Source organism: Microcoleus sp. T3_B1 (genome assembly GCF_036700445.1).
Taxonomy (GTDB): Bacteria; Cyanobacteriota; Cyanobacteriia; order Cyanobacteriales; family Microcoleaceae; genus Microcoleus.
In genome coordinates this window covers 1-25,903 of the sequence record NZ_JAUBOX010000064.1, presented here as the reverse complement: position 1 = coordinate 25,903, position 25,903 = coordinate 1, and the positions used below count along the sequence as shown (strand labels likewise).

General features: G+C 46.5%; 20 protein-coding genes and 1 pseudogene. 14 read left to right on the top strand and 7 right to left on the bottom strand.

All coding sequences use genetic code 11. From position 1 onward, the window contains the following. Nucleotides 1–249: 249 nt before the first annotated feature. On the bottom strand, nucleotides 250–738 hold the full coding sequence (locus tag QT990_RS26140; RefSeq protein WP_333145145.1) for a GNAT family N-acetyltransferase: 489 nt from the start codon (nucleotides 736–738) through the stop codon (nucleotides 250–252). Nucleotides 739–1,382: 644 nt separating this feature from the next. Continuing rightward, on the bottom strand, nucleotides 1,383–2,366 hold the full coding sequence (gene hemB, locus QT990_RS26135; RefSeq protein ID WP_333107810.1) for a porphobilinogen synthase: 984 nt from the start codon (nucleotides 2,364–2,366) through the stop codon (nucleotides 1,383–1,385). 374 nt (nucleotides 2,367–2,740) lie between these two features. On the opposite strand from hemB, the gene QT990_RS26130 reads away from it, so the two are divergent. Further along, a complete protein-coding gene (locus tag QT990_RS26130) occupies nucleotides 2,741–3,733 on the top strand; it encodes a DUF1517 domain-containing protein (protein ID WP_333465930.1) in 993 nt (330 codons plus the stop codon). 328 nt (nucleotides 3,734–4,061) lie between these two features. Further along, nucleotides 4,062–4,616 carry a cyclic nucleotide-binding domain-containing protein gene (locus tag QT990_RS26125; RefSeq protein ID WP_333145147.1) on the top strand — a complete coding sequence of 185 codons (555 nt, stop codon included), beginning with the start codon at nucleotides 4,062–4,064 and terminating at the stop codon, nucleotides 4,614–4,616. Nucleotides 4,617–5,110: 494 nt separating this feature from the next. On the opposite strand, the gene QT990_RS26120 is transcribed toward QT990_RS26125, so the two are convergent. Beyond that, nucleotides 5,111–5,557 carry a hypothetical protein gene (locus QT990_RS26120; RefSeq protein ID WP_333145148.1) on the bottom strand — a complete coding sequence of 149 codons (447 nt, stop codon included), beginning with the start codon at nucleotides 5,555–5,557 and terminating at the stop codon, nucleotides 5,111–5,113. Between the two features lie 325 nt (nucleotides 5,558–5,882). Further along, nucleotides 5,883–6,653: a hypothetical protein gene (locus tag QT990_RS26115; protein WP_333145149.1), complete on the bottom strand. Its 771-nt coding sequence runs from the start codon at nucleotides 6,651–6,653 to the stop codon at nucleotides 5,883–5,885. A 1,170-nt stretch (nucleotides 6,654–7,823) separates the two neighbouring features. Here QT990_RS26115 and QT990_RS26110 point away from each other — a divergent pair. From QT990_RS26110 to QT990_RS26085, 6 genes and pseudogenes are all read left to right on the top strand, one after another. Then, complete coding sequence (locus tag QT990_RS26110; protein WP_333465929.1) at nucleotides 7,824–8,522, top strand: class I SAM-dependent methyltransferase; 699 nt, start codon at nucleotides 7,824–7,826, stop codon at nucleotides 8,520–8,522. Nucleotides 8,523–8,716: 194 nt separating this feature from the next. Next, nucleotides 8,717–9,343: a 7-carboxy-7-deazaguanine synthase QueE gene (locus QT990_RS26105; RefSeq protein ID WP_333145151.1), complete on the top strand. Its 627-nt coding sequence runs from the start codon at nucleotides 8,717–8,719 to the stop codon at nucleotides 9,341–9,343. 309 nt (nucleotides 9,344–9,652) lie between these two features. Next, nucleotides 9,653–10,096 (top strand): retroviral-like aspartic protease family protein, encoded by a 444-nt coding sequence (locus tag QT990_RS26100; protein ID WP_333145161.1) that lies wholly within the window; start codon nucleotides 9,653–9,655, stop codon nucleotides 10,094–10,096. Nucleotides 10,097–10,169: 73 nt separating this feature from the next. After that, nucleotides 10,170–13,130, top strand: coding sequence for an excinuclease ABC subunit UvrA (gene uvrA / locus QT990_RS26095; protein WP_333145152.1), 2,961 nt, complete (start codon nucleotides 10,170–10,172; stop codon nucleotides 13,128–13,130). 358 nt (nucleotides 13,131–13,488) lie between these two features. After that, nucleotides 13,489–14,130, top strand: coding sequence for a GIY-YIG nuclease family protein (locus QT990_RS26090; protein ID WP_333465928.1), 642 nt, complete (start codon nucleotides 13,489–13,491; stop codon nucleotides 14,128–14,130). Nucleotides 14,131–14,343: 213 nt separating this feature from the next. Then, a pseudogene (locus QT990_RS26085) lies at nucleotides 14,344–14,493 on the top strand (hypothetical protein); the annotation flags it as partial. Between the two features lie 111 nt (nucleotides 14,494–14,604). Here the strand turns inward: QT990_RS26085 and QT990_RS26080 are convergent. Next, nucleotides 14,605–15,099 (bottom strand): GAF domain-containing protein, encoded by a 495-nt coding sequence (locus QT990_RS26080; RefSeq protein ID WP_333465926.1) that lies wholly within the window; start codon nucleotides 15,097–15,099, stop codon nucleotides 14,605–14,607. 390 nt (nucleotides 15,100–15,489) lie between these two features. Between QT990_RS26080 and QT990_RS26075 the strand changes: the two genes are divergently transcribed. Then, nucleotides 15,490–16,362, top strand: a complete 873-nt coding sequence (locus QT990_RS26075; RefSeq protein ID WP_333306063.1) for an alpha/beta hydrolase — start codon at nucleotides 15,490–15,492, stop codon at nucleotides 16,360–16,362. A 95-nt stretch (nucleotides 16,363–16,457) separates the two neighbouring features. Here QT990_RS26075 and QT990_RS26070 read toward each other — a convergent pair whose 3' ends face one another. Further along, entirely contained in the window at nucleotides 16,458–16,610 is a 153-nt protein-coding gene (locus QT990_RS26070) for a hypothetical protein (protein WP_333145004.1), read from the bottom strand. A gap of 175 nt (nucleotides 16,611–16,785) precedes the next feature. Here QT990_RS26070 and QT990_RS26065 point away from each other — a divergent pair, with 175 nt between their 5' ends. Then, nucleotides 16,786–18,078, top strand: coding sequence for a glycosyltransferase family 39 protein (locus QT990_RS26065; RefSeq protein ID WP_333145003.1), 1,293 nt, complete (start codon nucleotides 16,786–16,788; stop codon nucleotides 18,076–18,078). A 75-nt stretch (nucleotides 18,079–18,153) separates the two neighbouring features. On the opposite strand, the gene QT990_RS26060 is transcribed toward QT990_RS26065, so the two are convergent. Further along, complete coding sequence (locus QT990_RS26060; RefSeq protein WP_333145002.1) at nucleotides 18,154–18,432, bottom strand: hypothetical protein; 279 nt, start codon at nucleotides 18,430–18,432, stop codon at nucleotides 18,154–18,156. 126 nt (nucleotides 18,433–18,558) lie between these two features. Here QT990_RS26060 and QT990_RS26055 point away from each other — a divergent pair, with 126 nt between their 5' ends. The 4 genes from QT990_RS26055 (at nucleotide 18,559) to QT990_RS26040 (ending at nucleotide 25,700) form a co-directional block, all read left to right on the top strand. Continuing rightward, complete coding sequence (locus QT990_RS26055; protein WP_333145001.1) at nucleotides 18,559–18,771, top strand: hypothetical protein; 213 nt, start codon at nucleotides 18,559–18,561, stop codon at nucleotides 18,769–18,771. Between the two features lie 3 nt (nucleotides 18,772–18,774). Next, nucleotides 18,775–19,659, top strand: coding sequence for a hypothetical protein (locus QT990_RS26050; protein ID WP_333145000.1), 885 nt, complete (start codon nucleotides 18,775–18,777; stop codon nucleotides 19,657–19,659). A gap of 294 nt (nucleotides 19,660–19,953) precedes the next feature. After that, nucleotides 19,954–20,208 (top strand): hypothetical protein, encoded by a 255-nt coding sequence (locus tag QT990_RS26045; RefSeq protein ID WP_333144999.1) that lies wholly within the window; start codon nucleotides 19,954–19,956, stop codon nucleotides 20,206–20,208. After that, a complete protein-coding gene (locus QT990_RS26040) occupies nucleotides 20,208–25,700 on the top strand; it encodes a response regulator (RefSeq protein ID WP_333465925.1) in 5,493 nt (1,830 codons plus the stop codon). Before QT990_RS26045 ends, QT990_RS26040 begins: the two co-directional genes overlap by 1 nt. Nucleotides 25,701–25,903 lie beyond the last annotated feature (203 nt).

Here is a 25,903-nt window from a genome sequence, read left to right as displayed (position 1 = left end):
GATGCCTGTTCCACAAGAGATGAATTTTATTGTGGAACAGGCATCTTGCCTGTTCCTAAAAGGCTAATTGAGAATGGTGCAACATATGAAATGTAACGCAGGTGGGAAAGAGGGCAAAGGATTTAACAGATGTAACGGAGGCGGGAAGAGGTTCGAGGGAAGATGAAAGAAGGAAATTATTTATAGGGAGTAAGGTGCGCTGCGACGCACCCTACATATTATAGATTTTGGTGCAATTTTTGTGCGGATTTAACAATTAGCAGTTAGCAATTCGCCGTTGCTAATTTCTAATTCGAGATTCTCTTCTAGAAGCTGATTTTCAAGTACCATTGTGGTGCTAGCGTTTTGCTGAAAACCGATGCGCTCGTAGAAGCTTTGTTTGTAAGTTGTCATCAGGTAAACTCGCTCTACTCGGCACATCCGAGGGTGACTCAAGACGGTTTGCACTAATTTACGGCCGAGTCCTGCACCTTGGTAATCCGGGTGAATGGCGACATCCCAGATGGTAGCTCGATAGATGCCATCTGAGGTGGCTCTGGCAAAGCCGATCGCCCGTGAGCCGTCCCAAACTGTAACAACTGGTTCGCTGTTGGCGAGCGCAATTTCCCAATCTTCTATCTTGCGTTCCCTCGCCCAAAAGGCGGCGGCTTTAAATAGTTCTTGGATCTGTACGATGTCGGCGCGATCGCGACCTATACAAAATTGAATGTGACTGGAATCCCTAGTCGTTGATGTCATGCTCAATCTGCCTTGAATTTGTATCTCAACTGTGTTACTTTTACTGTTTTACACGAGTGAAAGTTAATTTTGCTTGGGAACGATCAATGGTTGAATTCCCCATTTACAAAACTATTTTTATTCATACATATTTTCTAACTAATTTCGGTGATGATTAATACTTTTTGGGGTAAATTTTGAAAAAAAGTCTTTGACTCAAAATTCCCAACTTATAACTCATACCATTTGATATTTGAGATGAGAGATTTTAGATGGGGAATGACTGATTTTTTAGGGGTTGGGAGTTTGTCTACAGAGAAACCGGGTTTTTTCATAGCCATACTTCGTTACAACAGAAATGTTGCACCATTGTCAATAAGCTTTTTATGAACAGGCTTTTCGGCCTGTTCCACAAAGAGTGAATTTTCTTGTGGAACAGGCCGGAAAGCCTGTTCCACAAGAATGGTGCAATATCTCAGTTACAGCCCACTGAAACGGTAAAAACCCGGTTTCGAGGCGTCGTGTATCGGTAAGCGTAAGCTATAGCTAGTGTCTTGCCTAATTGCTCAAAAATCATCTATCGAGAGAGGTGTTGACTCCACAAGAACACCCGAATATTGTGCTGTGGAGTCAATTCTTTAATCTCTAATCTCAAATCGAGTGAATCAGTTTTGCAGCCAGCGGGCGGCGTCTTTGGCGTGATAAGTCAAAATCAAATCACAACCAGCACGCTTGAATCCTGTCAAAGTTTCCATAACTACTCTTTCTTCATCTATCCAACCGTTGAGGGCGGCGGCTTTCACCATCGCATATTCTCCAGAAACGTTGTAAGCAGCAACTGGCAGGTTAGTTGCTTCCTTCACGCGCCAGATGATGTCCATGTAAGCTAAAGCGGGTTTAACCATGAGCATATCTGCGCCTTCGGCAATGTCGAGAGCAATTTCTTTCAGAGCTTCGCGGCCGTTTCCGGGGTCCATTTGATAGGTGCGCCGATCGCCAAATTGCGGAGCAGACTCTGCTGCATCCCGGAATGGGCCATAATAAGCTGAGGCGTATTTTGCCGCGTAAGACATGATAGGAATATCTTCAAATCCAGCGGAGTCCAATCCTTCGCGAATTGCTCCGACAAAACCGTCCATCATTCCCGAAGGTGCGATAATATCTGCACCGGCTTTAGCTTGAGCCACTGCGGTTTTCTTGAGCAATTCTAGTGTGGGATCGTTCAAGACGCGGCCGCTTAAATCTCCGACTTCCAAATAGCCGCAGTGACCGTGACTGGTATATTCACACAGACAAGTATCGACCATGACGATTAAATCTGGTACAGCTTTTTTAACCGCTTCCGTCGCTTGTTGAACGATGCCACAGTCGTGCCAAGCACCTGTCGCGTCTGTATCTTTGTCTGCGGGAATGCCGAATAAAATAATAGCCGGAATGCCGAGGTCGTAGACTTCTTTTGCTTCTTCTACTATTTTGTCTACCGATAGCTGGTAAACTCCCGGCATCGATGTGACTTCTTTGGCAAAAGCTTCCCCCGGTACGGCAAATAGGGGGTAAATTAAATCGCTGGTGGTCAAGATATTTTCGCGTACCATCCGGCGGAGTTGGGGATGGTTGCGGAGGCGGCGGGGGCGGTGAGTTGGAAACATAATGTTTTTTTTACGGTAGATAAAGCCCTGTTTTTGAGGACTCGCGGCGTTTCTTTAAAAGTCTAGAGCTTATTGTTGGCCGATCGCCCTTTACATAAGTAAACTTCTGTAAAACCCGCGATGTCGATTAGACCTAGAAGTGAAAATCAAGTCTTGAACAGGCAAGATGCCTGTTCCACAATAATTATTCCAGAGGTCTATTGTTCTCCGCATCGGAATGCAAGTCCTTTCTAGCTTTTCTCGTTTGCAGACTCAGGCATAACTGTGGTGGGCTCGGTTGGTACGGATATCTCGCTGGCTTCACACCTATAACCAGGCTGCCCAGAAGCGAGGATAGACTGTAAATTATAAATGTATCGAATAGTAACGGTCTTATGTACAAGCAACTAATTTCAAAGATGAAACCGCTTTTGAAATCACTATTTGCGATCGGTCTGGTACTGACGCTAGCCCTCGGTAACGCTGACGGAGCTCTGGCTGCCCGCAGCGGCGGACGCATCGGCGGCGGATCTTTTAGTGCTCCGGCGCGCAGTTACTCGTCTCCTAGTCGCACTTACGCGCCGTCGGGAGGAGGCTACTACCCCGGCGGCTATGGTGGCGGCTTTGGCGGCGGCTTCGGTTTCCCGTTCTTACTGCCGTTTTTTGGCTTTGGGGGCGGGTTTGGTGGCCTATTCTCGATTTTGATTTTTATTTCGATCGCTAATTTCCTCGTCCAAAGCTTCCGCCGCGCCGGGGGCGGAACTGACGAACTGGGCAACAGTGCCCCTACTACCACTGTATCTGTCGCCCGCTTGCAAGTTGGTTTGCTAGCAGAGGCCCGTGGTTTGCAAGCCGAACTCGACTCCCTAGCGCGAAAAGCGGATACCGATACAGCGACAGGTCGCGCTCAAGTGCTGCAAGAATCTACTCTGGCGCTGCTGCGGCATCCTGAATACTGGGTTTACGCGGGCGCTGAATCTGTGCAAACTCGCTTGGAAGCAGCCGAAGCTAAGTTTAATCAACTTTCTTTGGCAGAACGCAGTAAATTTACTGAAGAAACGCTCTCGAATTATAACAATCAGCTCCGGCAAGCAGGGAGCAGCAATATCCTGCCAGGTTTGCAGGAAAATGGGGCGCTGGTGGCTTCTGATGTGAATTCAGATCCTGGGGAATTTATTGTGGTGACGGTGATTGTGGGTACTCAAGGCAAATTGCAATTGCCAGCAGTGAAAAACTCTGAAGATTTGCGCCAAGCTTTGCGTCAGATTGGGGGAGTATCGAGCGAGCAGTTGCTGGCGGTTGAGGTGCTGTGGACTCCTCAAGCCAACGGGGACACTCTGACTGCTGACGATATGTTGGCCGGCTATCCTGATTTGCGATCGATTTAGTGAGCAAGACTGGGCGCGGAGCATTGTCTACCGCGCCCCATCCCGCCGCCAAGCTGGGCGGGTGAACCCAATTGCTTTTGAGACGCGAATTTCGCGGGATGTTGGGGAGGTCGATCGAGTTAAAGAAGATTGTTTAACAAATGCTAGTATTTAGAGATTATGATTCAGTGTGATTCATTTGCTATGGGCAAAGCCTGCTCGATAGGGGTTTTGCGAAGAAGTTAGGCAGGATAAAAAAACTGTATTCAGCGAGGACTGCTTCGGAAGAAGTTGCGATCGCGCCCATCTAAATTTTATATAAAGAAGAAGCGATCGAGAGCTAAAACTTATGGCCGACAGCAGCAGAAAAAAAGCACTTTTTATTTTGAGCCAGTTAAATAATGACGATATCAACTGGATCGTTCAAAAAGGCAAAAAGGAAGTTCTATATCCGGGTGGGATTTTGATCCAGGAAGGGAGACAGATAGATGCGCTATACATTGTTTTGAAGGGGAGTTTGAGCGTTTTAATCGAGGCTGAGCGGACTAGAGAGCTCGCTAAAATAGCCAGCGGAGAACTGGTGGGAGAAGTCTCTTTCATTGACGCTCGCCCTCCTTTAGCAACGGTAAAGGCGATCGAAGAAACTCACTTGCTGGCAATTCCTAGGCGGCAGTTAGTAATCAAACTTCAAAACGATATGGGCTTTGCTTCCCGGTTTTATTATGGCATTTCACTGTGTCTGGCAGATAGGATGCGCGGTACGATCCGACATATAGAATATGGTCGCAATATTGAATTAGATCAACCAGAATTTGAACGCGAGGATATCAATCCTAACGTTCTGGAAAATTTGGCGCTAGCTGAGGCTAAGTTTAATTGGCTGAGGGAAAATGTTAAAGCTTGAGTAATTTTAAGGCGTTTTTGAGCTGGGTCTGAAAACTGGCCGATTGATACGGTAATTGAGAGGTGTACGATGTAACTCACATCTTGCACCATTCTGAAGAACAGGCAAGATGCCTGTTCCACAATAAAATTCATCTCTTGTGGAACAGGCATCTTGCCTGTTCCTAAACAAGTAATTGAGAATGGTGCAATATCTCAGATGTAACTCACATCTTGCACCATTCTCAAGAAAAGGGTTTCCTGCCTGTTCCACAAAGAATGAGTTTTATTGTGAGGAGTAGGGGTCGGGCAGGAGACCCAGCCCAAAAAAGGATTATTGATATTGGTGCAAGATGTACGATGTAAAGTCTCAACTCAAAAAACAGATGTGGAAAACAAAATAGGGGCGGGTTTTACCGGAAATATCGATCGATAATTGCCGGAACTATAAAAACCCGCCCCTGTGCTTTGCAGTTGCAACCTCGCGCGCTGAAACGCAACTACCAACCACACAATCTAGATAATGCCCGGCCCTTTGCCGCGGGTATCTGCATCCATTGTCAGTTTTCCTTCTTCGCCTTTTTTATCTTTGATTTCTGCGAGAATTCGAGCGCGTTCTGCAGCTTCGGCTTCTTCTTTTGCTCTCAAATCGCCCGGTTCGTTGATGTACATTTCCGGTTCGACCGCGTAATTGTTAACCAGGCCTTCTCGGTCTACTGTATAACCATCTGTGGTGTGAATGCTTTCGTCATCGGTTTGGTCATCAGTTTTTGCACTTTTCTGCTTCGCTTCGGTGGTTGTGTGCATGAAGTTAGCGCCTTCGCGGTCTTGCCGCGCTGCTGTCTCCGCAGGAGTAATGCCCCTGTCGTAGTGGGGGGCTTCCATATTGGCTTCGATTTGTTCGTCGGCCGGTGTTGATTTGCTAACTTCTTCTTTGGGGGGTATTGGTTGGCGATTAGTCATGATTTATTCCTGAGTTATCTTTTCAAAAAGGTCTTTGGCTTATGTTTAAATATTAATCCCAAGCTAGCTCATTCACAAACTATCTTTGGTTATAGTTTGCGAAAAATTGCGGTTAGGGAAAATACCTTTATTGAGTCTTCCTCAAGAGTGAGAAAATTCTGTTTTTATTAAAATTTTCACTATTTGCGACTATTTGGCATCTATCTAAAGATTGGGAATTGGGAATTGGGCATCGGGCATCGGGCATTGGTAACTAATGACAACAGACAACTGTCAACAGTCAACTGTCAACAGACAACTGTCAACAGTCAACTATCAACTGACTTTACGATTCTTTAAAGAAGCGGATGATTTCGCGGACGTGGTTGAGAAATTGTCCGTCATCGGTGAGTTGGGCGATCGCACTTTCTGCATCTCTTCTCAGTTTAGTGTGTTCTGCCTGATTTGTTACTTGCAAAGATTGTAGAGATGCGGATAAAGTAGTTAATTCTCTTCTGATAGCTTCCCGTTCCCGATTTTGGACAGCCACCCGCGAAGTCGGATTGTCTGAACTTAATTGATTGCTTAAATCTTTAACTGTAGATTCTAATACTGCAAAGCGGCTGCGGAGTTCGACAATATCTTCACGGGGGTACAAAAATTGGCGGCGGATAGTTGTCAGCCGTTGGGCTAAATACTGATAACCTCGGATAGCTGGACGCAGTACAGTTAACAGCAGTGCAGCAGCGGAACTGAGATAGCCAATAGCACTAATTCCGGCGGCGGCTAGGGCGTAAAGTGCGATCGCGCTAAACAGGTGAAGTGCGATCGCCACAAAGAGCGATCGGCTAACTAATACAGTAACGTATTTGACTTGTTCCTGATCGACAGCAATGTTTTTTTTAGTCGATTCTGCGGCTTGTGCTAAAACTTCTTTAGCTTCAAAATGGATATTCCAGGGAACTGTAACTATCAACAACAGCCATTCAAAAATAGCAATGGCAATTATCCAATCAATAAAACTGCCGGCGGAGACGTGCAGCCATTGCAGAATGGCAAAAACTAGCAGCAAAAATATGCCTGTGGCGGCACCAAAACCTGCGAAAGTGTAATACATAGCGATCGCCTTGGTAGAATGTTGTTTTGATTGTGGGTAGGTGGTTTAGGTCTGGAGTAATAAACTGTGACAGTTAAGTGAGCGTCCTATTAATCCCGGTTCATTAGTTATGAGTAAAAGTGCTGGGCAAGGGTTGCGATAAACCTGTTTTTTCCCACAAATACTTGCTCTACCTCAATCCTGCAAGGTAGTGGAGATTTGGGGTAGGTTGTTTAGGTATGGATTCATAATGTGTGACAGTTAAGAAATCGTCCTATTGAACCCAGTTTATTAGTGATTAATAATCCTCCGGGAGACAAGGGTTTCCAGACGCCTGGTTTGTTCCAGCAACATACACGGGCTTGAACCCATCCATAATAGTTAAAGGAAACGGTTTTTTGGTTTGGGATCGATTAAAAGGGCGGGTTTTTGAGATTGTCAATTATTGGCAGATATTGTTCGTGAACCCGCCCCTACCGTATTAGGGATAATCGATCGGACATGATATAAGCCCTCAAGAATTACTCATTGACGATTAAGTAGAGGGGCACAAAAAAAATGACACTGTAACAAAATGTAAACGAATCACAACCTTTGGGATTGCTTCATTTCACTGGCAATGACATACTTATGTTTTTCGCAGTTCATCTAGTTAGGAGCGCGAATTAAATAACTTACAATTTTAGTTGTTATTGTGGGATGGGCGTCCCGCCCGTCCAAAAAGGACGGGCGGGACGCCTATCCCACTTTCAAGAGTGGAAGTTATTTAATTCTCATTCCTTAGTAATCAGGATGAAGTCACATTCTCCCCAACTCATACCATTTGAGATTTGAGATTTGAGATGGGGAATGGCTGATTATGTATGGGTTTGCAGATTGTCTACAGTTGCATTCATTTTTTGAACTGGTATCACTAACGGCGTTACACGGTGCTAGAAAACCAGGAATCTCAAAACACTCCCTCTATCCATTTTTATTTTCCAGATATGCTAAATCACCTGTAGCTGAGATAAACTGATTTGGAAGTAGAGTGTGCGTTTTGCAAGTGGCCTCTGTGTAACCGACACACTGCTACTGCAACCTGCCATCAGCCACAGCAAAATAGATGCCAAAATTAACTCTACATTCTGCGATTTCCATTAACAGGGCGTCTACAATCTCAAATCAAAAGTCAGCAGCAAGGACAAACCGATGACGAACTCAACTCTTGGCCTAGAACATAAACTTTACGATTATCTGTTATCTATTTCTCTGCGGGAACCCGATATTCTCGCTTCACTACGGGAAGAAACTGCTAAGCATCCTATGGGGATGATGCAGATTGCTCCCGAACAAGGTCAGTTTATGGAGCTCATGGTGCAGCTTATGGGAGCGACCAAAACCTTAGAAATTGGCGTTTTTACTGGTTATAGCTCGCTTTGCGTAGCTTTAGCGCTGCCTCCTAACGGTCAAATTATTGCCTGCGATGTCAGCGAGGAATATACTACGATCGCACGACGCTATTGGGAAGCGGCGGGCGTGGCTAATAAGATTTCTTTGCAGTTAGGCCCAGCAATAAATACTCTCGACAAACTAATAGCCGAGGGACAAGCTGGAACCTTTGATTTTGCCTTCATCGACGCCGATAAAGAAAATTATGAGGCTTATTTTGAGCGATCGCTGCAACTTGTACGCAATGGCGGTTTAATTGTAATTGACAATGTTCTGTGGTCTGGACGAGTTGCCGATCCTCAAGTACAAGACGAAAGCACCCTCGCCATTCGTAGTTTCAACGACAAATTGCGTAACGATCCCAGAGTTACTCTCAGTGTTGTCCCCATTGCTGACGGACTGACTTTGGCCTTGAAACGCCGTTGGGCTACTATGATGGAACCGGAACAGCATAATTAAAGAGTTGTTTGCGGTTTGCGGTTCATTTTAAAATTGCCACAAACTGCTAATTATTCAAGAATATACAAGTCAGTTTTATATATAGACTAAGGTGTGCGGGGCGCACCCTATAAACTCAAAATTATAGAGTAAGGTGCGCTGGGCGCACTCTACAGAATGATGTATTTTTTAGTTAATCAGAGGTGTAACTTCGGGTGTCTAATTTACAGGTAAAATTACCAATTCACGAAACTTTTCAGTGTACCGTTCAAGGCGAAGGTTACTGGACGGGGACTTTAGTTGATTTTATTAGATTGGCAGGTTGCCCTGTGGGGTGTCCTTGGTGCGACACAGGCTACGCAAATGGGGGCAAAGGTTTGCCGTCTGTGCCGCAGTCGATCGCCCAATTGCTCGCTCAATTGCAGTCTCCGAGAGTTGTCATTACTGGTGGCGAACCTTTCATTCACCGGGATTTGCCTGAGTTAGTTGAAGCTTTGTTAGAAGCTGACAAGCAGGTGAGTATTGAAACTTCGGGTGCTTGCTGGCAGGATGTTTCCCCGCAGGCTTGGATTACTCTTTCTCCGAAGGAACACGTCAATCCTAAATATCCGGTGCAAGAGCTTTTTTGGACGAGAGCAAATGAAATTAAGTTAGTGGTTAGCACTGGCGAAGAAGTTGAATTTTATCACAAGCATTTGGAAAATAATGTGAATATTCCGGTGTTCTTGCAACCAGAATGGAAGTCAAAAAAATCCGCAATTCCCATTATTTTGGAACTTCTGAAACAAAATCCTAGTTACAGGCTATCTTTGCAAACTCACAAATTTATTGGGGTGCAATAATTTGATGATTTAGCTAGAGCTATTCGTCAGGTGGGCGGTGCCGAATGGGGAGTGCATCGCCCTACAATACAATAGGCTTCAGTTAAGCCCGATCCCCCCTAGCCAAGGGCGGGCACGGGGAGTAGGGGTCGCACCGCCCCTACGAAGGGGGGGACAAGAACTTACTCAAAGTCAACCCCTACTCCCCTTCTTAAGGGGGATTTAGGGGGATCTCCGGGGAATAAACAGTTTTAAATGAACCGTATTGCCCTAAAATATGTGGAACTATGTGCTAAAATTAAAGCAGCAATTTATGATAATTTGATCGTAATGGAAACAACTACGGAAACTCCAATGGGAAAAGTTATCACAACCCTAGTAATTACGAATCGGCTGGATGAAGGGAAAGCAGAAGATAATCTGATTCCCATCGAGCAAGTCAGGTCTGTTACTCTAGAAAATGTTTTGGTGGATACGGGCGCGACAACTTTGTGTTTGCCTAAAGATGTCATTGCCAGACTGGGTTTGAAAATTCTCAAGCAAGTGGTTGTTGAGACTGCAACGGGTATTAGTGAGGCGAGGATTTTTCGGGATGCTTCGATTTCCCTGTGCGGCCGCGAAGGGACTTTTGAGTGTTTGGAATTGCCAGAGGGGAAAACGCCACTTTTAGGCGTGATTCCGATGGAAGCGCTGGGAATTGAAATAGATTTGAAAAATCAAAGATTGAAGGTTTTGCCCGACGGGCCGACGGAAACTTATTTGACTATTCTTTGATATTCTTGAGTTTGGATGCCAGCTATTCGATCGGCAGCGCTAAGATGGTTAAGCACTATTTTGCACTACTCTCATGTCCCAACGCGCCGAAACCTCAAACAGCCAGCCAAGTGCATCCCGCAACGGGCATAATGTGACGAATTCTCACTCAAACAACCAAAATACGATTCGGGTTCGCGGTGCGAGACAGCACAACCTGAAAAATATCGATCTGGAACTGCCGCGCGATCGCCTGATCGTTTTTACTGGCGTCTCCGGTTCTGGTAAGTCTTCCCTGGCTTTCGATACAATTTTTGCCGAGGGCCAGCGCCGCTACGTCGAGTCTCTCAGCGCCTACGCGCGCCAGTTTTTGGGACAGTTGGACAAACCGGATGTGGACGCGATCGAAGGCTTGAGTCCGGCTATTTCGATCGACCAAAAGTCAACTTCTCATAACCCGCGATCGACTGTTGGCACTGTTACAGAAATTTACGATTATCTCAGATTGCTCTACGGCAGAGCCGGCGAACCGCACTGTCCGATTTGCGATCGCTGCATTGCGCCGCAGACAATTGATGAAATGTGCGATCGAGTCATGGCACTTCCAGACGGCACTCGCTTTCACCTTCTGGCACCAGTTGTGCGCGGAAAAAAAGGCACTCACCGCAAATTATTGTCGAGTTTAGCTGCGGAAGGATTTATTCGCGTCAAAGTTAACGGAGAAATTTTAGAACTTTCGGAAAATATCGAATTAGATAAAAATCATACGCACAATATCGAGATAGTTGTCGATCGGTTAATTAAAAAACCCGGTTTAGAAGAACGTTTAGTTGATTCTCTGGCAACTTGTTTGCGCCATTCAGAGGGAATTGCGATAATTGAAGAGTTACCGACTGAAGAAAATTCTCAACCACAGGGGCCGATGGTATTTTCCGAAAACTTTGCTTGTCCCGAACACGGCGCAGTAATGGAAGAACTTTCCCCCCGGTTATTTTCGTTTAATTCGCCCTACGGTGCTTGCCCAAACTGTCACGGTTTGGGGAGTTTGCGGACTTTTGCGCCGGAGTTGGTAGTTCCCGATGAGAAAGCACCTCTTTATTGTGCGATCGCGCCTTGGTCAGACAAAGACAATTCCTATTATCTCTCTTTGCTTTGCAGTATTGCGGATACTTGCGGGTTTGATATCGACACTCCTTGGTATCGATTAAAGCCCGAACACCAGCAGGTAATTTTGTACGGCAATGAGTCCAAGCGCACCGCCGAAGGTAAAAAGCGCGACGGCAGCACTGATTTTAGGAGAGATTTTAATGGCGTGATTGCCATGTTGCAACGCCAGTACGACGATACTGGTTCTGATTTGATCAAGCAGAAGCTGGAACAGTATCGGATCGATCGCTCTTGCGAGGTTTGTCACGGCAAGCGCTTGAAAACCGAGGCGCTTTCGGTGCGGTTGGGACAGTACGGAATTGTGGATTTAACCAGTATTTCGATTCGCGACTGTCGCGAACGAGTAAATAATTTGGGATTGAGCGATCGGCAATTTCAAATATCCGATTTAGCCCTGAGAGAAATCAAAGCAAGGCTGCAATTTTTGCTCGATGTCGGGTTAGATTACCTGACTTTAGACCGCGCAGCCATGACGCTTTCTGGCGGAGAAGCGCAGCGAATTCGACTGGCAACTCAAATCGGTTCTGGTTTGACAGGAGTGCTCTACGTTTTGGACGAACCCAGCATCGGACTGCATCAAAGAGACAACTTTCGCCTGCTGCAAACCTTAACAAAATTGCGCGATTTAGGCAATACTTTGATTGTAGTAGAACACGATGAAGAAACCATGCGAGCGGCCGACCACATTGTCGATATCGGGCCCGGTGCCGGCGTGCACGGCGGCAAAATTATATCGCAAGGAAGTTTAGAAAATTTGCTGGCGGCCGAAGAATCTTTGACCGGGGCTTATTTGTCGGGAAAGCGAGTAATTGAAACGCCTAATGAAAGGAGAAAAGGCAACGGCAAAGCTCTCTCAATTATAAATGCAACGCGCAACAATTTAAAAAATATCGATGTCGAAATTCCCCTCGGAAAACTCGTCTGCGTGACGGGGGTTTCCGGTTCGGGAAAATCAACTTTAATTAATGAATTGCTGTACCCGTCGCTGCAACACTATATCACAAAAAAAGTGCCTTTACCACCCGATATGGACGCCCTCAAAACTAAAGGCGAACGCTCTCTAGAGGATGTGATTGATAAGGTAATTGTCATCGATCAATCTCCCATCGGCCGCACTCCGCGTTCTAATCCCGCTACTTACACGGGAGTCTTTGATGTGATTCGCGATTTGTTTGCCGAAAGCATTGAAGCGAAGACAAGAGGTTACAAAGCGGGGCAGTTTTCTTTTAACGTCAAAGGAGGAAGGTGCGAAGCTTGCGGCGGCCAAGGCGTGAACGTGATTTCGATGAATTTTCTGCCGGATGTTTACGTGCAGTGCGAGGTTTGCAAAGGTGCACGGTACAACCGGGAAACACTGCAAGTGAAGTATAAAGGCAAGTCGATTTCTGATGTTTTGAACATGACTGTAGAGGAATCTTTGGAGATGTTTAAAAATATTCCCAGGGCGGGCGTCAGACTGCAAACTTTGGTTGATGTTGGTTTAGGTTACATTCAGTTGGGACAGCCGGCGCCGACGCTTTCTGGGGGCGAAGCGCAGCGGGTAAAATTGGCAACGGAACTGTCGCGCCGCGCTACTGGGAAGACGCTTTATTTGATCGATGAACCGACGACTGGTTTGTCGTTTTATGATGTTCACCATTTGTTAAATGTGCTGCAAAGATTGGTGGATAAGGGTAATTCAATTTTGGTAATCGAACACAATTTAGATGTGATTCGGTGCTGCGATTGGGCGATCGATTTGGGGCCCGAAGGGGGAGATAAGGGCGGCGAGATTATTGTGGCGGGAACGCCGGAGGATGTGGCGGCAAATCAGAGGTCTTATACTGGGAAGTATTTGCAAGCGGTTTTGCAGCAGCATCCTTTGGGGGAGGCTGTAGCCGTTAGTTAATTAAATTTGGTAGGACTTACGCACAGGGGCCTAGAAACCGAGTTTTTTACAAAAAGAGGCGTTGTAGCCGACCGATTCGGTAAAAAGCAAAGGTGATGAGCGTCGGAGTGCGTAAGTACTGTTTGGTATCAAACGCGGTATTATTCGATTACAGTGGGTATTGTACCGCAACTGCTATACAATTATAACTTGGGCTGCTTGAGGTTATCAGTGAGGGCAGTTCTTCAGACTTGTCGGTGGGTGTTGAGGGATAAGTTTTGTATATAATGATGGGGCAAATTTATCCTATTGCCTGTTTGTATTATTTAAGATGGAAGCAGGAAAATAGTTCAAGTGTATTTCTCAAAGCTTAAAGAGAATGAAGTACCAAATCCAGGTGCAGCTTTGTAAAAAAGGTCACTTTCATGCACAGGTTTTTGATGAAAGCAACCAGGAGCTATACAAGAGCGATGGGTTCGATAACCAAGATCGGGCTTATGAAGATGCCGAAACATGGTTTCGTTGGTCACAAAATGTAATTCATGGTCAAGCAGACAGTATTTACTATATTGTTGCCGTACCCCATGACTGGGTAGGTTCACCCATTATCGAATCTCATCCTTACATGGGGCTTCGTGTAAAGATAGGCTTTTCAAAACATCCAGAGAAGAGAGTACGCCAGTTACAGACAGGCACATCGGATCGGTTAATTCTTCATGCCCTTGAACCAGGCGATAGAAAATTAGAGCGTAAACGTCACAGCCAATTCTCTGACCACCGGAAGATAGGAGAGTGGTTCATATGTTCAAAAGCTCTTGCAAATCATATTCTACAAATTTGGGCAAAATATCGAGTACTTCCTCCACAGCATCAACAGAACATTGTAGTCCTGATGAACCGAATCGAACTTTATAAGGCCTTGTATAACTTTTGGTCGGAGGGTCCTGACCTTGTAAACCCTCCATTAGATGCACCTTGGAAAGCCAAAAGACTTTTTCTCGATCTCACAGACCTTACATAGCGATCGCGGCATAACAATGCGGTGCAGCCGACTATTTGAGCTTTTCGTTTAGTTCAAGATGTTATTAGCTGCGGCTGACCTGTGCCGTTAGGCTTAGTTTTAGAAAAGAGTTGGAATCTCTTCAAGCGCTTCTTGCTCCCGTTTCGGGATCTAGTTACTATAAAACCTTATTCAATCTCAACCAATAGCTGAGATCCATGCTAAGTCGATGTTATGGGGCCTGAAGGGGGAGATAAGGGCGGCGAGATTATTGTGGCGGGGACGCCGGAGGATGTGGCGGCAAATCAGAGGTCTTATACTGGGAAATATTTGCAAGCGGTTTTGCAGCAGCATCCTTTAGGGGAGGCTGTAGCCGTTAGTTAATAGTAGGGACATGGCAATGCCGTTTCCGACTCCCCGCGCCGGAAATGACATTGCCGTTTCCCTACAAATATCGTTTTTAATAATTTGTAGAAGTTAGACTAAATCAAATAATTAACTATCTTGAATTGTGGGAGACATTGCCATATATTGTGCTTGTTGCTGCATGAATTCAATGTCCGATCGCAACCAAGTGCGGGGCCCGGTGCACTGATGAGCAATTAACAGCCCCCACAGTCCTTTGTTCGTTAAAATTGGCACGACTAAATTGGCGCGAACTTTCAGGCTACGCAGAAAATCTCGGTGGCATGGGTTAATTGGTTCTACTTCAATATCTGCAATTGCTTTAACTCTGCCGGCTTCGTACAAAGCAGCGTATTCGTCGTTAAAACACTCGTCTGGCCCTGTTGAACCCAAGATTGAGAGTTCGATCGCACTCAACATCTCGTAAGTCACTCGACCTTGCCACTGTCTGTAAAAATAGTAGAGTACGGCGCGATCACTCTGCAAAACTTCTCGGATGTCGTAGAGGGATTTTTCAACTAATACATCGCGCTTTAGACGATCTGTCAAGCGGTTAACAATGTTTTGCAGCCGATCGCCCGACATAGTATTAACTCCTTTAATTCCTAGTACACTCGCCCGATCTTAATTCTTGAACTTGCACCTTCACAACACCTCAAATTATTGCGCTTCGGGATTTTCGCGCGATCGAAAATGAGTAATTTTTGGCTTAACAGTTGTCTGGATGGCAGCAACATTATACTATTATTTTGACAGAGATAGCAATCTTTTTGGCAAACGGGCGATGGCGTCGGGTCCTCGGCCGTGCTACGGCTTTTTTTGCGCGAAGAAGCATCGACGGGACGCCTGTTTCACAAATGAAGAGAAAAGGAAGAGTTTACAAGTGCTGGGAGAATTGCTAGATATGCCTAAAGTTGGTTCCTCTTAAAGAGAGGAACTGCTAGGATATCTCGATAGCTAGAGGAAGCATCAAATATGTCTGTGCTAGAAGCTGCTTGGAAACACGAATTTATCGCTACGAACGGCATTAAACTGCACTATGTCACTCAAGGTTCTGGGCCGCTGATGCTGATGCTGCACGGATTTCCTGAATTTTGGTATTCTTGGCGGCATCAAATCCCGGAATTTGCATCAGATTATAAAGTCGTCGCTGTGGATCTCAGGGGTTACAACGACAGCGACAAACCTCACGATCAATCTGCTTACGTGATGGCAGAGTTTGTGCAAGATGTCAAGGGCATTATTCAGGGTTTGGGATACGAAAGTTGCGTGTTAGTTGGTCACGACTGGGGAGGCGCGATCGCCTGGAATTTTGCTTATGCTTATCCCCAAATGGTGGATAAATTAATTGTGATGAATCTACCCCATCCGGCCAAGTTTGCTGAAGGGCTACGCACTCCCCAACAATTGTTGAAAAGTTGGTACATCTTTTTGTTTCAGTTGCCAGTTTTGCCGGAGTTGTTAATTCAATTGGGCGACTATCAGGCAATTTCGGCTGCTTTGGAAGGTATGGCGGTTGACAAAAGCACCTTTAGCCCCTCAGATATCGAAGCTTACAAAGATGCGGCTGCCAAACGGGGCGCTCTGACGGCTACTATCAATTATTACCGCAATATTGCTCGCGGATTTCTCGATCGCCCGAATTGGAGGGTTCTGGAAGTTCCCACGCTGATGATTTGGGGAGAAAATGATGCCGCCCTCGGCAAAGAGTTAACCTATGGAACCGCAGATTACGTGCGGGATTTTCAGATTCACTACATTCCTAATTGCAGCCACTGGGTGCAGCAGGAACAGCCGCAGTTAGTGAATCGGTACATGAGAGATTTTTTGGCAAGTAAGTTCATTTAATATCATATCCAGTTTGATCGGAATGCTACTGAGCCTGCGAGTAGGACGATCGCGATTCACTCAGAAAATTATTATTCCCATGCCAGCATAGATATTCACCGACTGCTGATGCCCTCCGTCGTGCGCCCGCTCATTTCGCTGGGGTGAATGCGGTAAATTGTGATCGCCTCCGCACGTCCCAGCGAGTCAATCCAGGTGCGATTGATGGCGGGCGAAAGTTTCGGGTTGTGTTCTTTGACCAATTCCATCGCGCGATGTATGGCTGTTCCGTAAGGCGTTCTGCTCGCCCGTTCACATTAAATATAATCTGTGGTAAAAAAACATCTCTTCTCCAAAAAGATGGAAGGTGAAATGATATAATTTTTGACATTCCCAACCTAAAAAATGGGGAGCAAGCCAATCAAATCTTCGCAGTCAGTTTTTATGACACCAGACATCTTGGCAGCGCAGCAGCAAAGAAATCACCGCATAATTGTCTCGGCCCTCATTTGTCTGACGCTGCTGGGACTGGCATTGCGCCTTTATTTGGCGTGGCGCACCAACCAAACTCTCCCCGATACCCCCGCCCGTCTCAGAGGCGACGAACCGGGCTATGAACGTTTCGCATACGATCTGCTGAACGGTTATTTTTTTGAGAGGCCAGGCAGGACGCCTGTTTATCCCTTTTTTATAGCTGGATGCTATGCAATTTTTGGTCGTTCTCCCGCATCTGTAGTCTACGTACAAGCTTTTTTGGGGGCGACAATCATCCCGCTAACTTTTATCCTGGCACGGCGTTTTACTGGCCCTCAAAGTTCCTTAGTAGCGGCTGGATTAGTTGCGATAAATCCCTCCCTCATTCATCATGTCAGCCGGCTGCAAACAGAGGTTTTATACACGCCTTTAATACTTTTAACAGTGCTGGGCCTGTTGCGGGCATTGGAACAGCCGCAGTGGCAAAATTTTTCATTAGCAGGTGCGCTGTTGGCAATTACGAATCTTTGTCGCCCGACAGGGATGTTGCTTCCAGCAATTGTGCCACTATTGATGCCGCGCCAATGGCATTTTAAGCGCAAGATTGCTTTGTTTCTTGCTTATTTGGGCGCAATTATCATCATTACTGCACCTTGGACTTACCACAATTATCGAACGCACAAAACTTTTTTGATTTACAGCGTTTCTACGGCGCTGCTGTGGCAAGGAAGTCCAGAGTTTTATCATTTGGCTTATGAAAAACTGCCAAAACGCCATATTGTTCAGATTTGGGAGGAAGAACTAAATCCGGCTCGGAATGGGGGACACAATGCTTTTACAATTGAGGGCGATCGCTATTTTACCAAACGGGCGATCGCTTCCATCCTCCGCGAGCCTGCTGTCTATCTCTGGTATTGTGTGCAAAAGGCAGTTTTTTTCTGGTTGGGAAACCCTATAAGTGACTTGCCTTATCAGGATCTGTTTAATGTGAAGGCAATGCGGCTATTCTTTTCGCCGCCACGGATAGTCGGCATTTTAGCGGTGCGAAATTTGCCTGTATTTGCTGCTTTGGGCATGATAGTTTTGCGGCATCGCTGGCGGGAGTTTTTGCCGCTGTTGCTAGTCTGTGCCTATTTTACTGTGATTCATGCGCTCACTTATGCAGAAGTTCGCTACAGCCAGCCGCTGCACCCGATTTTGGCGGTCGTAATTGCTACGGCGGCGGGGGAACTTCAGCGTCGCTTGAAGTTAATTAGTCAGTAGGTATTAGGCAGTTTGTCATGAGTGATTAACCCAGTGTTCTCAAAAAGAATTATTCGGAATTTTACCATCGCCATTTTAATCGCCCTCAGCCTTGAGTTGTACAGCCCAACGGCAATTTTTGTTCAAAACATCGAAACAATTAAAATTTCCGGCAATGCTGCGGGTGTCAGCACTCGCTACATCGGTGCCGTCTAGGGCAATATCAATTTCGACATCCAAGATTTGCCAGATTTGGGAATTAATACCTACCGCATTTACGGCGGGATGTCTCGATGGGAATCTGAAAATGATGGTAAATACGGCTGGCCCGAAATATCCCAAGTTAAGCTGTTGTGCATTTAAATTGAATGTCAAAAAATAATCTAAGCTTTGTGGGGAGTAGGGGTTGGGCCAGAAAGCCCGCCCTGAATATGCAATTTAAATGCGTGACAGCTTAAGACAAATCCAAATATAATTAATTGGGCGCATTGGGATCAGATTATGACTCATCCGCCCCAGGGTAGCGATTATTGGTGGTCGGGAAAACCTGGTAAAGTTGGGCGCAATGCCAAAACTATTTTTAATAGTCTCAAACAAGCAAATATTGGCTCGGTTGTGAGTATTCGGAATGTTGATAATAGCTGGAATCCGAGTTGGGCGCTGCAACTGAATCCGCCACGCACAAAAGAAGATTGGAACGAGTGGTGGGAATAGGTTTTGGCTAAAGTTTATTGGCTGAATGTTCGCAATGATTACCGCGTTGATGATTGGGAAATTCACAACGAACCGGACAATCGCGATCGGGGTTGGGGCGGGACTAGGGCTGACTATTTTGAATTGGTTAAGGTGGCAAAAGATGCGATCGACTTTGTTTATAAAACTTATTTGCCCGATCGCACTTACCGCATCCACGGCCCGAAAACCATAGGCGGCAGCAATTGGCCGGCTAGTGCTTTGCAAGAAATACCGAATTATTTCGATACAGTCAATGTCCACAACTACGATGCAGATATTTCTAACTACACCCGCAAAGTTCGCGGCTGGATGAACGGTACTGTCCGCGCTAACTCGCAGCTTTGGGTAGGAGAATGGGGAACTTACAACATGAGCTACGGCGATTTATCTTTAGCTTTAAATTTGATTAAGAATTTGATTCGAGGTTCTCAACCGGGGGATAATTATATTGACGGCAGTCACATATTCTGTTTGTACGACTGGGGCAAGCCTGCAGGGGCGGAAGGTTTGCTAGGGGACGGGGGAAAACGGCGCGCAGGCTACTATGCTTTGCGGATGGGAATTAGGGCTTTGCAGGGCGGGAAAGCTACCTTTTTTCCTATCACTAATAGTTCGGATTTAATGGCAGTTGCAACTCTTGATGCTAGCAAGAATGTTTACTTGCTGGTTGTCAACGATCGAGCAACATCTTACACTGTTAAGGCTGATATTTCGGAGCTGATAAAAACTGGTAATGGCACGGTGCGGGAGTTCAGTTCTAAAACAATGGATGAGGTTGTTGGTAGTTTAAGGCTCAAGGGCGGCAATGCGAGTTTTGCACTGGCGGGGAACAGCGCTATTCTCATCAAGTTCGATCGCCAGAATTGAAGCTCAAATCCTCTGGGTCATAATTGGGATAAGATAGAATTAGTTATGCTCAGAATTATTTATTTTCTGCCTGTTTGGCCCTGGAGCCCTGGAACCCTTGAACCCTCGAACCCCTAATTGCACAGTTGCAATACCTAAATGTCATGTTGTGATTCCCCTCCTGTCGCTGGTAAATTGGTAGCGTGCAGGTATCTTGCCTCAAACAGAATGCGAGCGAGAATTCGGTTGAGGGCGAGAAAGTAGGGTGCAGTCTAGACAATCGCAGAAATTCTTGCTCGTAAACCCGCAGCAGTTATGCTAAGCGAGGAATTGCCCGCCAGCCTTCATGTCCGCCCTCTGGCAGATAGCATTGGTTCTGAAAGTCAGAAGCCGTCAATTATCAGGATATGGCACGGAATTAATTTTAAATGCCAAGATGCTGGAAGTATGGGTGAGTCTCATCGTACAGAAACTTTGAGGGCGCTGGGAAATCTCGCGGGTAAAGCCTCTCAATCAACCTGCTGCTCGCGATCGGGTTTTTCCAACAAATATCACTTTTATGCCCCCTGATGTTTATTCCCTCCCTCAGTCAGGTCATCAACCGCAATCCCCTCACCGTCACCCCTGAGACGCCCATAGAAAAGGCGATCGAGCTGATGAGTAGCACAGGAGCCAGTTACGTCCTCGTGGTAGAACCGCGCGGGAATTCTCAATTCGGAAATCTCACGAACGGGACTTCCCCACAATTGCGGGAACAGTCGGGTTTCTACAACGGCATACCGCGTGCGGTACACGCAGGAGGCAACGGGCGGCCTCTCAACGGCTCAAAAGCTCCCTATGCGGGCGGCCAGACAGTGCTGGGGATTTTTACAACGCGAGATGTCGTACAGCTAAATTCGATCGGCGCTGCTTTGAGCGGATTTGCGATCGAGCAAATCATGATCAGAACCGTAACTGTAGCCCGAGAATCGGAAATTCCCGACTTTTTTGCCTTAGCAAATCTGCTGGATAAAAATCAGATCAGCCATTTGCCCGTCGTCAGCGAGGCTGAAGAACTTGTCGGTTTAATTAGCTCTCAAAGCTTGGTGCTTTTGTTGCAGGGAATTGGGGGATCGACACCAAAAGCAATTAGCAGCGCTTCGCCACCTGCGGCTTTCGCGTTCCCTCCGCCGCTGCCAATTGTGCATCAGAAAGTAGAGCTACCTGCAAGTTTAATTAAACTTTATCAAATCCCTCAAATAGCAGCTTCACGAATAATTCACGCTCCTGCTAATTCTTCGGTTCGCTATTTGGCGCAACTGATGTTTAGACACAATGTTAGTTATGTATTAATCACTGAAACCCCCGATCAACACTCGACTGGTGGGGCTCACAATTCCAAATTTACAAATCCCAACATTCACAAACTGGTTGGGGTGGTAAGTTCGCGGGATATCGTGCAGTTGCAGGCCCTGGGAAGAGACTCTAACAAAATTAAAGCGGGAGCGATTTGCAGCAGTTCGCCGCCACTGGTGCGATCGCACTCTAGCCTCGAAGCAGCAGTCGCGCTGCTGCAAAAATACTACTGCCAGTTGCCTTTATTAGTCATCAACGAAACAAATCACCCGATCGGGATTATCAATCCTAAAACTATCCTTTTACAAGCGCTGGATTCAAAATCTCTGCATTCTGGCTTAATCGCTTTGCAGCGCCAGCTAGAATCTAGCAACGCTCAATACAAAAAACTCTCAGCAGAAATACACCGGACAGCAGCAAATAGCCACGAGATGGCTGAAATTTCTCACCACAGTTTCGTAGAGAGGCCAAATCTCCCCCCTGCAGTCAACAATCAGGGAATTTGGGACTGGAATCTCGAAACAGATGAGTTTTTTTATTCGGCGCGCTGGCAAGAAATGCTGGGCTACCAAGAAGGGGAAATCTCGAATCGCCGATCGGAATGGTGGAGTCGCATCCACCGAGATGATATTGACTCGGTAAAGGCAGCTTTAGAAGAACACTTCGCCCAAAAGACACCGGATTTTGCAGCAGAATATCGGATGTACTGTAAAGACGGCAGCACTGTGTGGGTGCTGAACCGGGGTCAAGTTTTACGCAGCGTTACTGGCAAACCGCTGCGGGTAGTAGGAACTCATACAGATATTACTCTAAACAAGCAGTTTGAAGTCAAAAACCGGGAGCAAGATCGAGAACAATTCCATCTATTTGACTCTTTGAAAGCAACAGTAATTTTCCACATAGATGCGGCGGGGGTTTGGAAATTCCTCAACCGCGCTTGGACGGAAATTACTAATTATGCGGTTTCCGAAAGTTTGCAAACTAATTTTTTAGAGTGGGTGCATCCAGATGAGCGCGAGCAATGTACAAATTTATTGGAGTCTTTGCTGTCCGGGAAGTCGGAATTTGAACGGCGAGAACTGCGATTTAAGTCTAAGTCGGTTTCGGAGAAAAACTCCTTGGGAATTCACAGTAATTCCGGCTTTGTTTCCGTGGAACTATTTGCCCAAGTCCGCCGGAATTCCCAAGGCGAAATAGCGGGAATTTTCGGGACTTTGCACGATGTCTACAACCGCCTCGAAGGAGTTGAGGAACTGCGGGAAAGCGAGCGGGCAATTCGATCGCTCTACGAGGTAATGGTGAGCTCGGAAGGCTCTTTTGACGAGCGAACGATGCGGTTGCTGGCAATGGGCTGTAGTCAGTTTGGGATGGATATCGGGCTGTTGGGCAGGGTTTTGGGCGATCGCTACGAAGTGATTGCGGCTTATGTACCGGAAGATTTTCCCTTTGGATTTGCTAAAGGAGACGGTTTTGCTTTGAGCAGAACCTTTGAGCGAGAGGTTTTGCGATCGAGCGAACCTATTTCTGTCGAATCAGCCGGCACTACTCAGTGGCGCAACCACCCCGCTTACAGTGTCCGCAAGTTGGAGGCTTTTGTGGGCACGAGGGTAATAGTGCAAGGGCGAGTTTATGGTACTTTGAGCTTTACTTCCCGCACCACTAAATCTCCTTTTAAACCGCTGAATTTTGAAATTTTAAAGTTGATGGGCAATTACATCGGCGCAGAAATTGCCCGCGAAGAGCGAGAGCGAACTTTGCAACGTCAGTACCAGCGCGTTTTACTACTCAAACAAATTACTCAAAAAGTGCGATCGACCTTAGACACTCAAGAAATTTTTCAAACTACCGCCACCCAAATCGGCCGCGTATTTGGTGTCAATCGCTGTACAATTCACACCTATCTTTCCGAACCTTATCCCCATCTTCCTTGCGTCGCGGAATACTTAGAACCCGGTCACGAATCGGCTTTAGATTTAGAACTTTCTGTCACTTATAACCCCTACACAGAAAAACTCCTCGCTGAAGATATAGCCCTGGCATCTCCCGATGTGTTTGCCGATCCTTTGCTCGAATCTTCGGGGCCGATGTGCCGCCGCATCGGATTAAAATCTATGTTGTCTGTTCGCACTTCCTATCAAGGAGAACCGAATGGAATTATTACTTTGCACCAGTGCGATGCAACTCGCCAGTGGACTCCAGACGAAATTGAACTGTTAGAAGATGTTGCCGCGCAAGTCGGAATTACCTTAGCTCAAGCACAACTTTTAGAAACGGAAGTTCAGCGACAGCGACAGTTAGCCGAGCAAAATGAAGCTTTGGAGCAAGCGCGACAAGCGGCGGAAGTTGCTAATAGAGCGAAGAGCGAATTTTTAGCGACTATGAGTCACGAAATCCGCACTCCGATGAATGCGGTCATCGGGATGACTGGCTTGCTGCTGGATATGGAACTAACTCCTGAACAGCGGGATTTTGTGGAGACAATTCGTACCAGCGGCGATGCTTTGCTGACTATTATTAACGATATTCTCGACTTTTCCAAGATTGAATCGGGGAAATTGGATTTGGAACGCAGCCCCTTCGAGCTGCAAAACTGTATAGAAGAATCTCTGGAATTACTGGCGCCGAGAGCCTCAGAAAAAGGTTTAGAGCTGGCTTACTTTATTGATGATTCTGTTCCGAAAAACATTTTAGGAGATGTGACCAGGCTGCGCCAAATTTTGGTAAATCTCCTGGGCAATGCAGTTAAGTTTACAGAATCTGGAGAAATTGTGGTGTGCTGTACGGCTAGGGAAATTGAACCGGTAGCTGCTAACAGTTCGCCCGATAAAATTAATATTCTAGCGCCACAACTGCTAGTAATTAACCAGGGAGAGTTGGCACGTAGCAAACAATACGAGATTCAATTTGCTGTCCAAGATACAGGAATTGGCATTCCGCCAGACCGGATGGATCGCCTGTTTAAAGCTTTTTCGCAGGTGGATGCTTCGACAACGCGACATTACGGCGGGACGGGTTTGGGACTGGCTATCAGCCAGCGTTTGAGCGATATGATGGGCGGTACAATGTGGGTCGTCAGCCAGGTAAGTCCGGGGAGTTCTAAGTCTCATCCGGGAGTTTCTGCGATCGGACAAAGTATCGCTGGAAGGTCGCCTGCAGAATTTACTCCGCCGTCGATGTCGGGTTCGGGTTCGATTTTTTATTTCACGGTGACTGCGGAAGCGAATGACATCCGGGCTGAGGAAAAAAGGCCCGAATTTGCCGCTGGTAAGCGCTTGTTAATTGTTGAGCATCATGCCATTAACCGGCAAGTTTTGATCCGTCAGGCAGAGTCTTGGGGAATGATACCCGTGGCTGTAACTTCGGGTGCTGAGGCTTTGGAAATCATCAAAGGAAACTCGCCGCTCGATTTAGCTATTTTGGCGATGAATCTACCAGATATGGACGGTGTGGCTTTGGCTGTGGAGATTCGGAAATTTGAGCTGAGCAATTTCTCTGGCGACGAGGGTCTAAATCCGAATGTCAGCGTTAAAAACCCTCGCAAAATAGCACTACCTTTGGTGCTGTTTACTTATTTAAGTAAGGCGGAAGTTTGGAAAAAACTTGAAACTACCGAAGTACATTTTTCGGCTTTCTTAACTAAGCCTTTAAAACAGTCCCAGTTTTATAATGTGTTGCTGCAAGTTTTTGGATATGTTACTGGCAGAAGCGGTAGGGGAGAAGCTTCAAATGTGGTGACTTTGACTTCGGGATTGAAGTATTTTGAAAATTCTCAAGAACAACACCGCGTGCAGCGGACGCCTGCTGTTTTGAGGCAGGTGGCGACGAATTCTGCCGGACAGGATGGAACTAATTCTAGTCAGATTCGGATTTTGCTGGCTGAGGACAATGTGGTGAATCAAAAAGTTGCTACGCATTTACTCGACAGGATAGGATATCGGGCTGATATTGCGGGTAATGGGTTGGAGGTTTTGGAGGCGCTGAAGCGGCAATCTTACGATGTTGTGCTGATGGATGTGCAGATGCCGAACATGGATGGGTTGGAAGCGACGCGCCGCATTTGTCAGGAATGGCCGGCTAACAAGAAGCCGAGAATTATTGCGATGACTGCTAATGCGATGCAGGGCGATCGCGAAAAGTGTCTGGAAGCAGGTATGGACGATTATATTACTAAGCCGGTACGCCGGGAAGAGTTGGCGATCGCCTTGAGCAAGTGTTCACCTCTGATTCGGGATGAATTGGATGCGGTAACAGAGGAAAACAATCAAGATATTTCTGATGACATTGACAGTGATACTGCGGCATCTTCGAGCGTTCAACCGGGAGCCGATTCGCCGATTGATTTTCATATTTTGCAAAATCTCCGCGAGCTAGATGATGATGAAGACCCCGATTTTTTGGGGGAGCTGATTAAGATATATTTGGTTGACGCACCGCAACATTTAGAAACTATTAAGGAGGCTATTTTTCTGGGCGATGCTGATAGTTTGAAGCTGGCTTCTCACACGCTGAAGTCGAGCAGCGCCAATTTAGGAGCCGTGTCTTTTTCTGCTGTTTGCAAGGAGTTGGAGTATATGGGTCGCGCGGCGGTTGAGTCTGGAGGGGAACAGGTTTTTGATGTGAGTACGGCGCGCGATCGCCTGTTGGAAGCCCAAGCGGAGTGGGAAAAGGTGCGGGCGGCTTTTGAGACGGAATTGGAAACGGGGAAGTTGCGATCGCAAATAGGTTGACACTCCCTGACATGAAGGCGCAGGGATTCTTGGATCATCCAGTCGAACTTATCTCTGTTTTGTCACCACCAGCGAGTAGAGATCGGTCTGTCCCCCAGCGTGAATTCCGGTGTGCCCCACCGTATTTACAGCGTATTCCAGGTTTATGAAGTACAGTAGCAGCAGCTTGTAAACCAGTTTTTAAAGTGCTTAGGATTGACCAA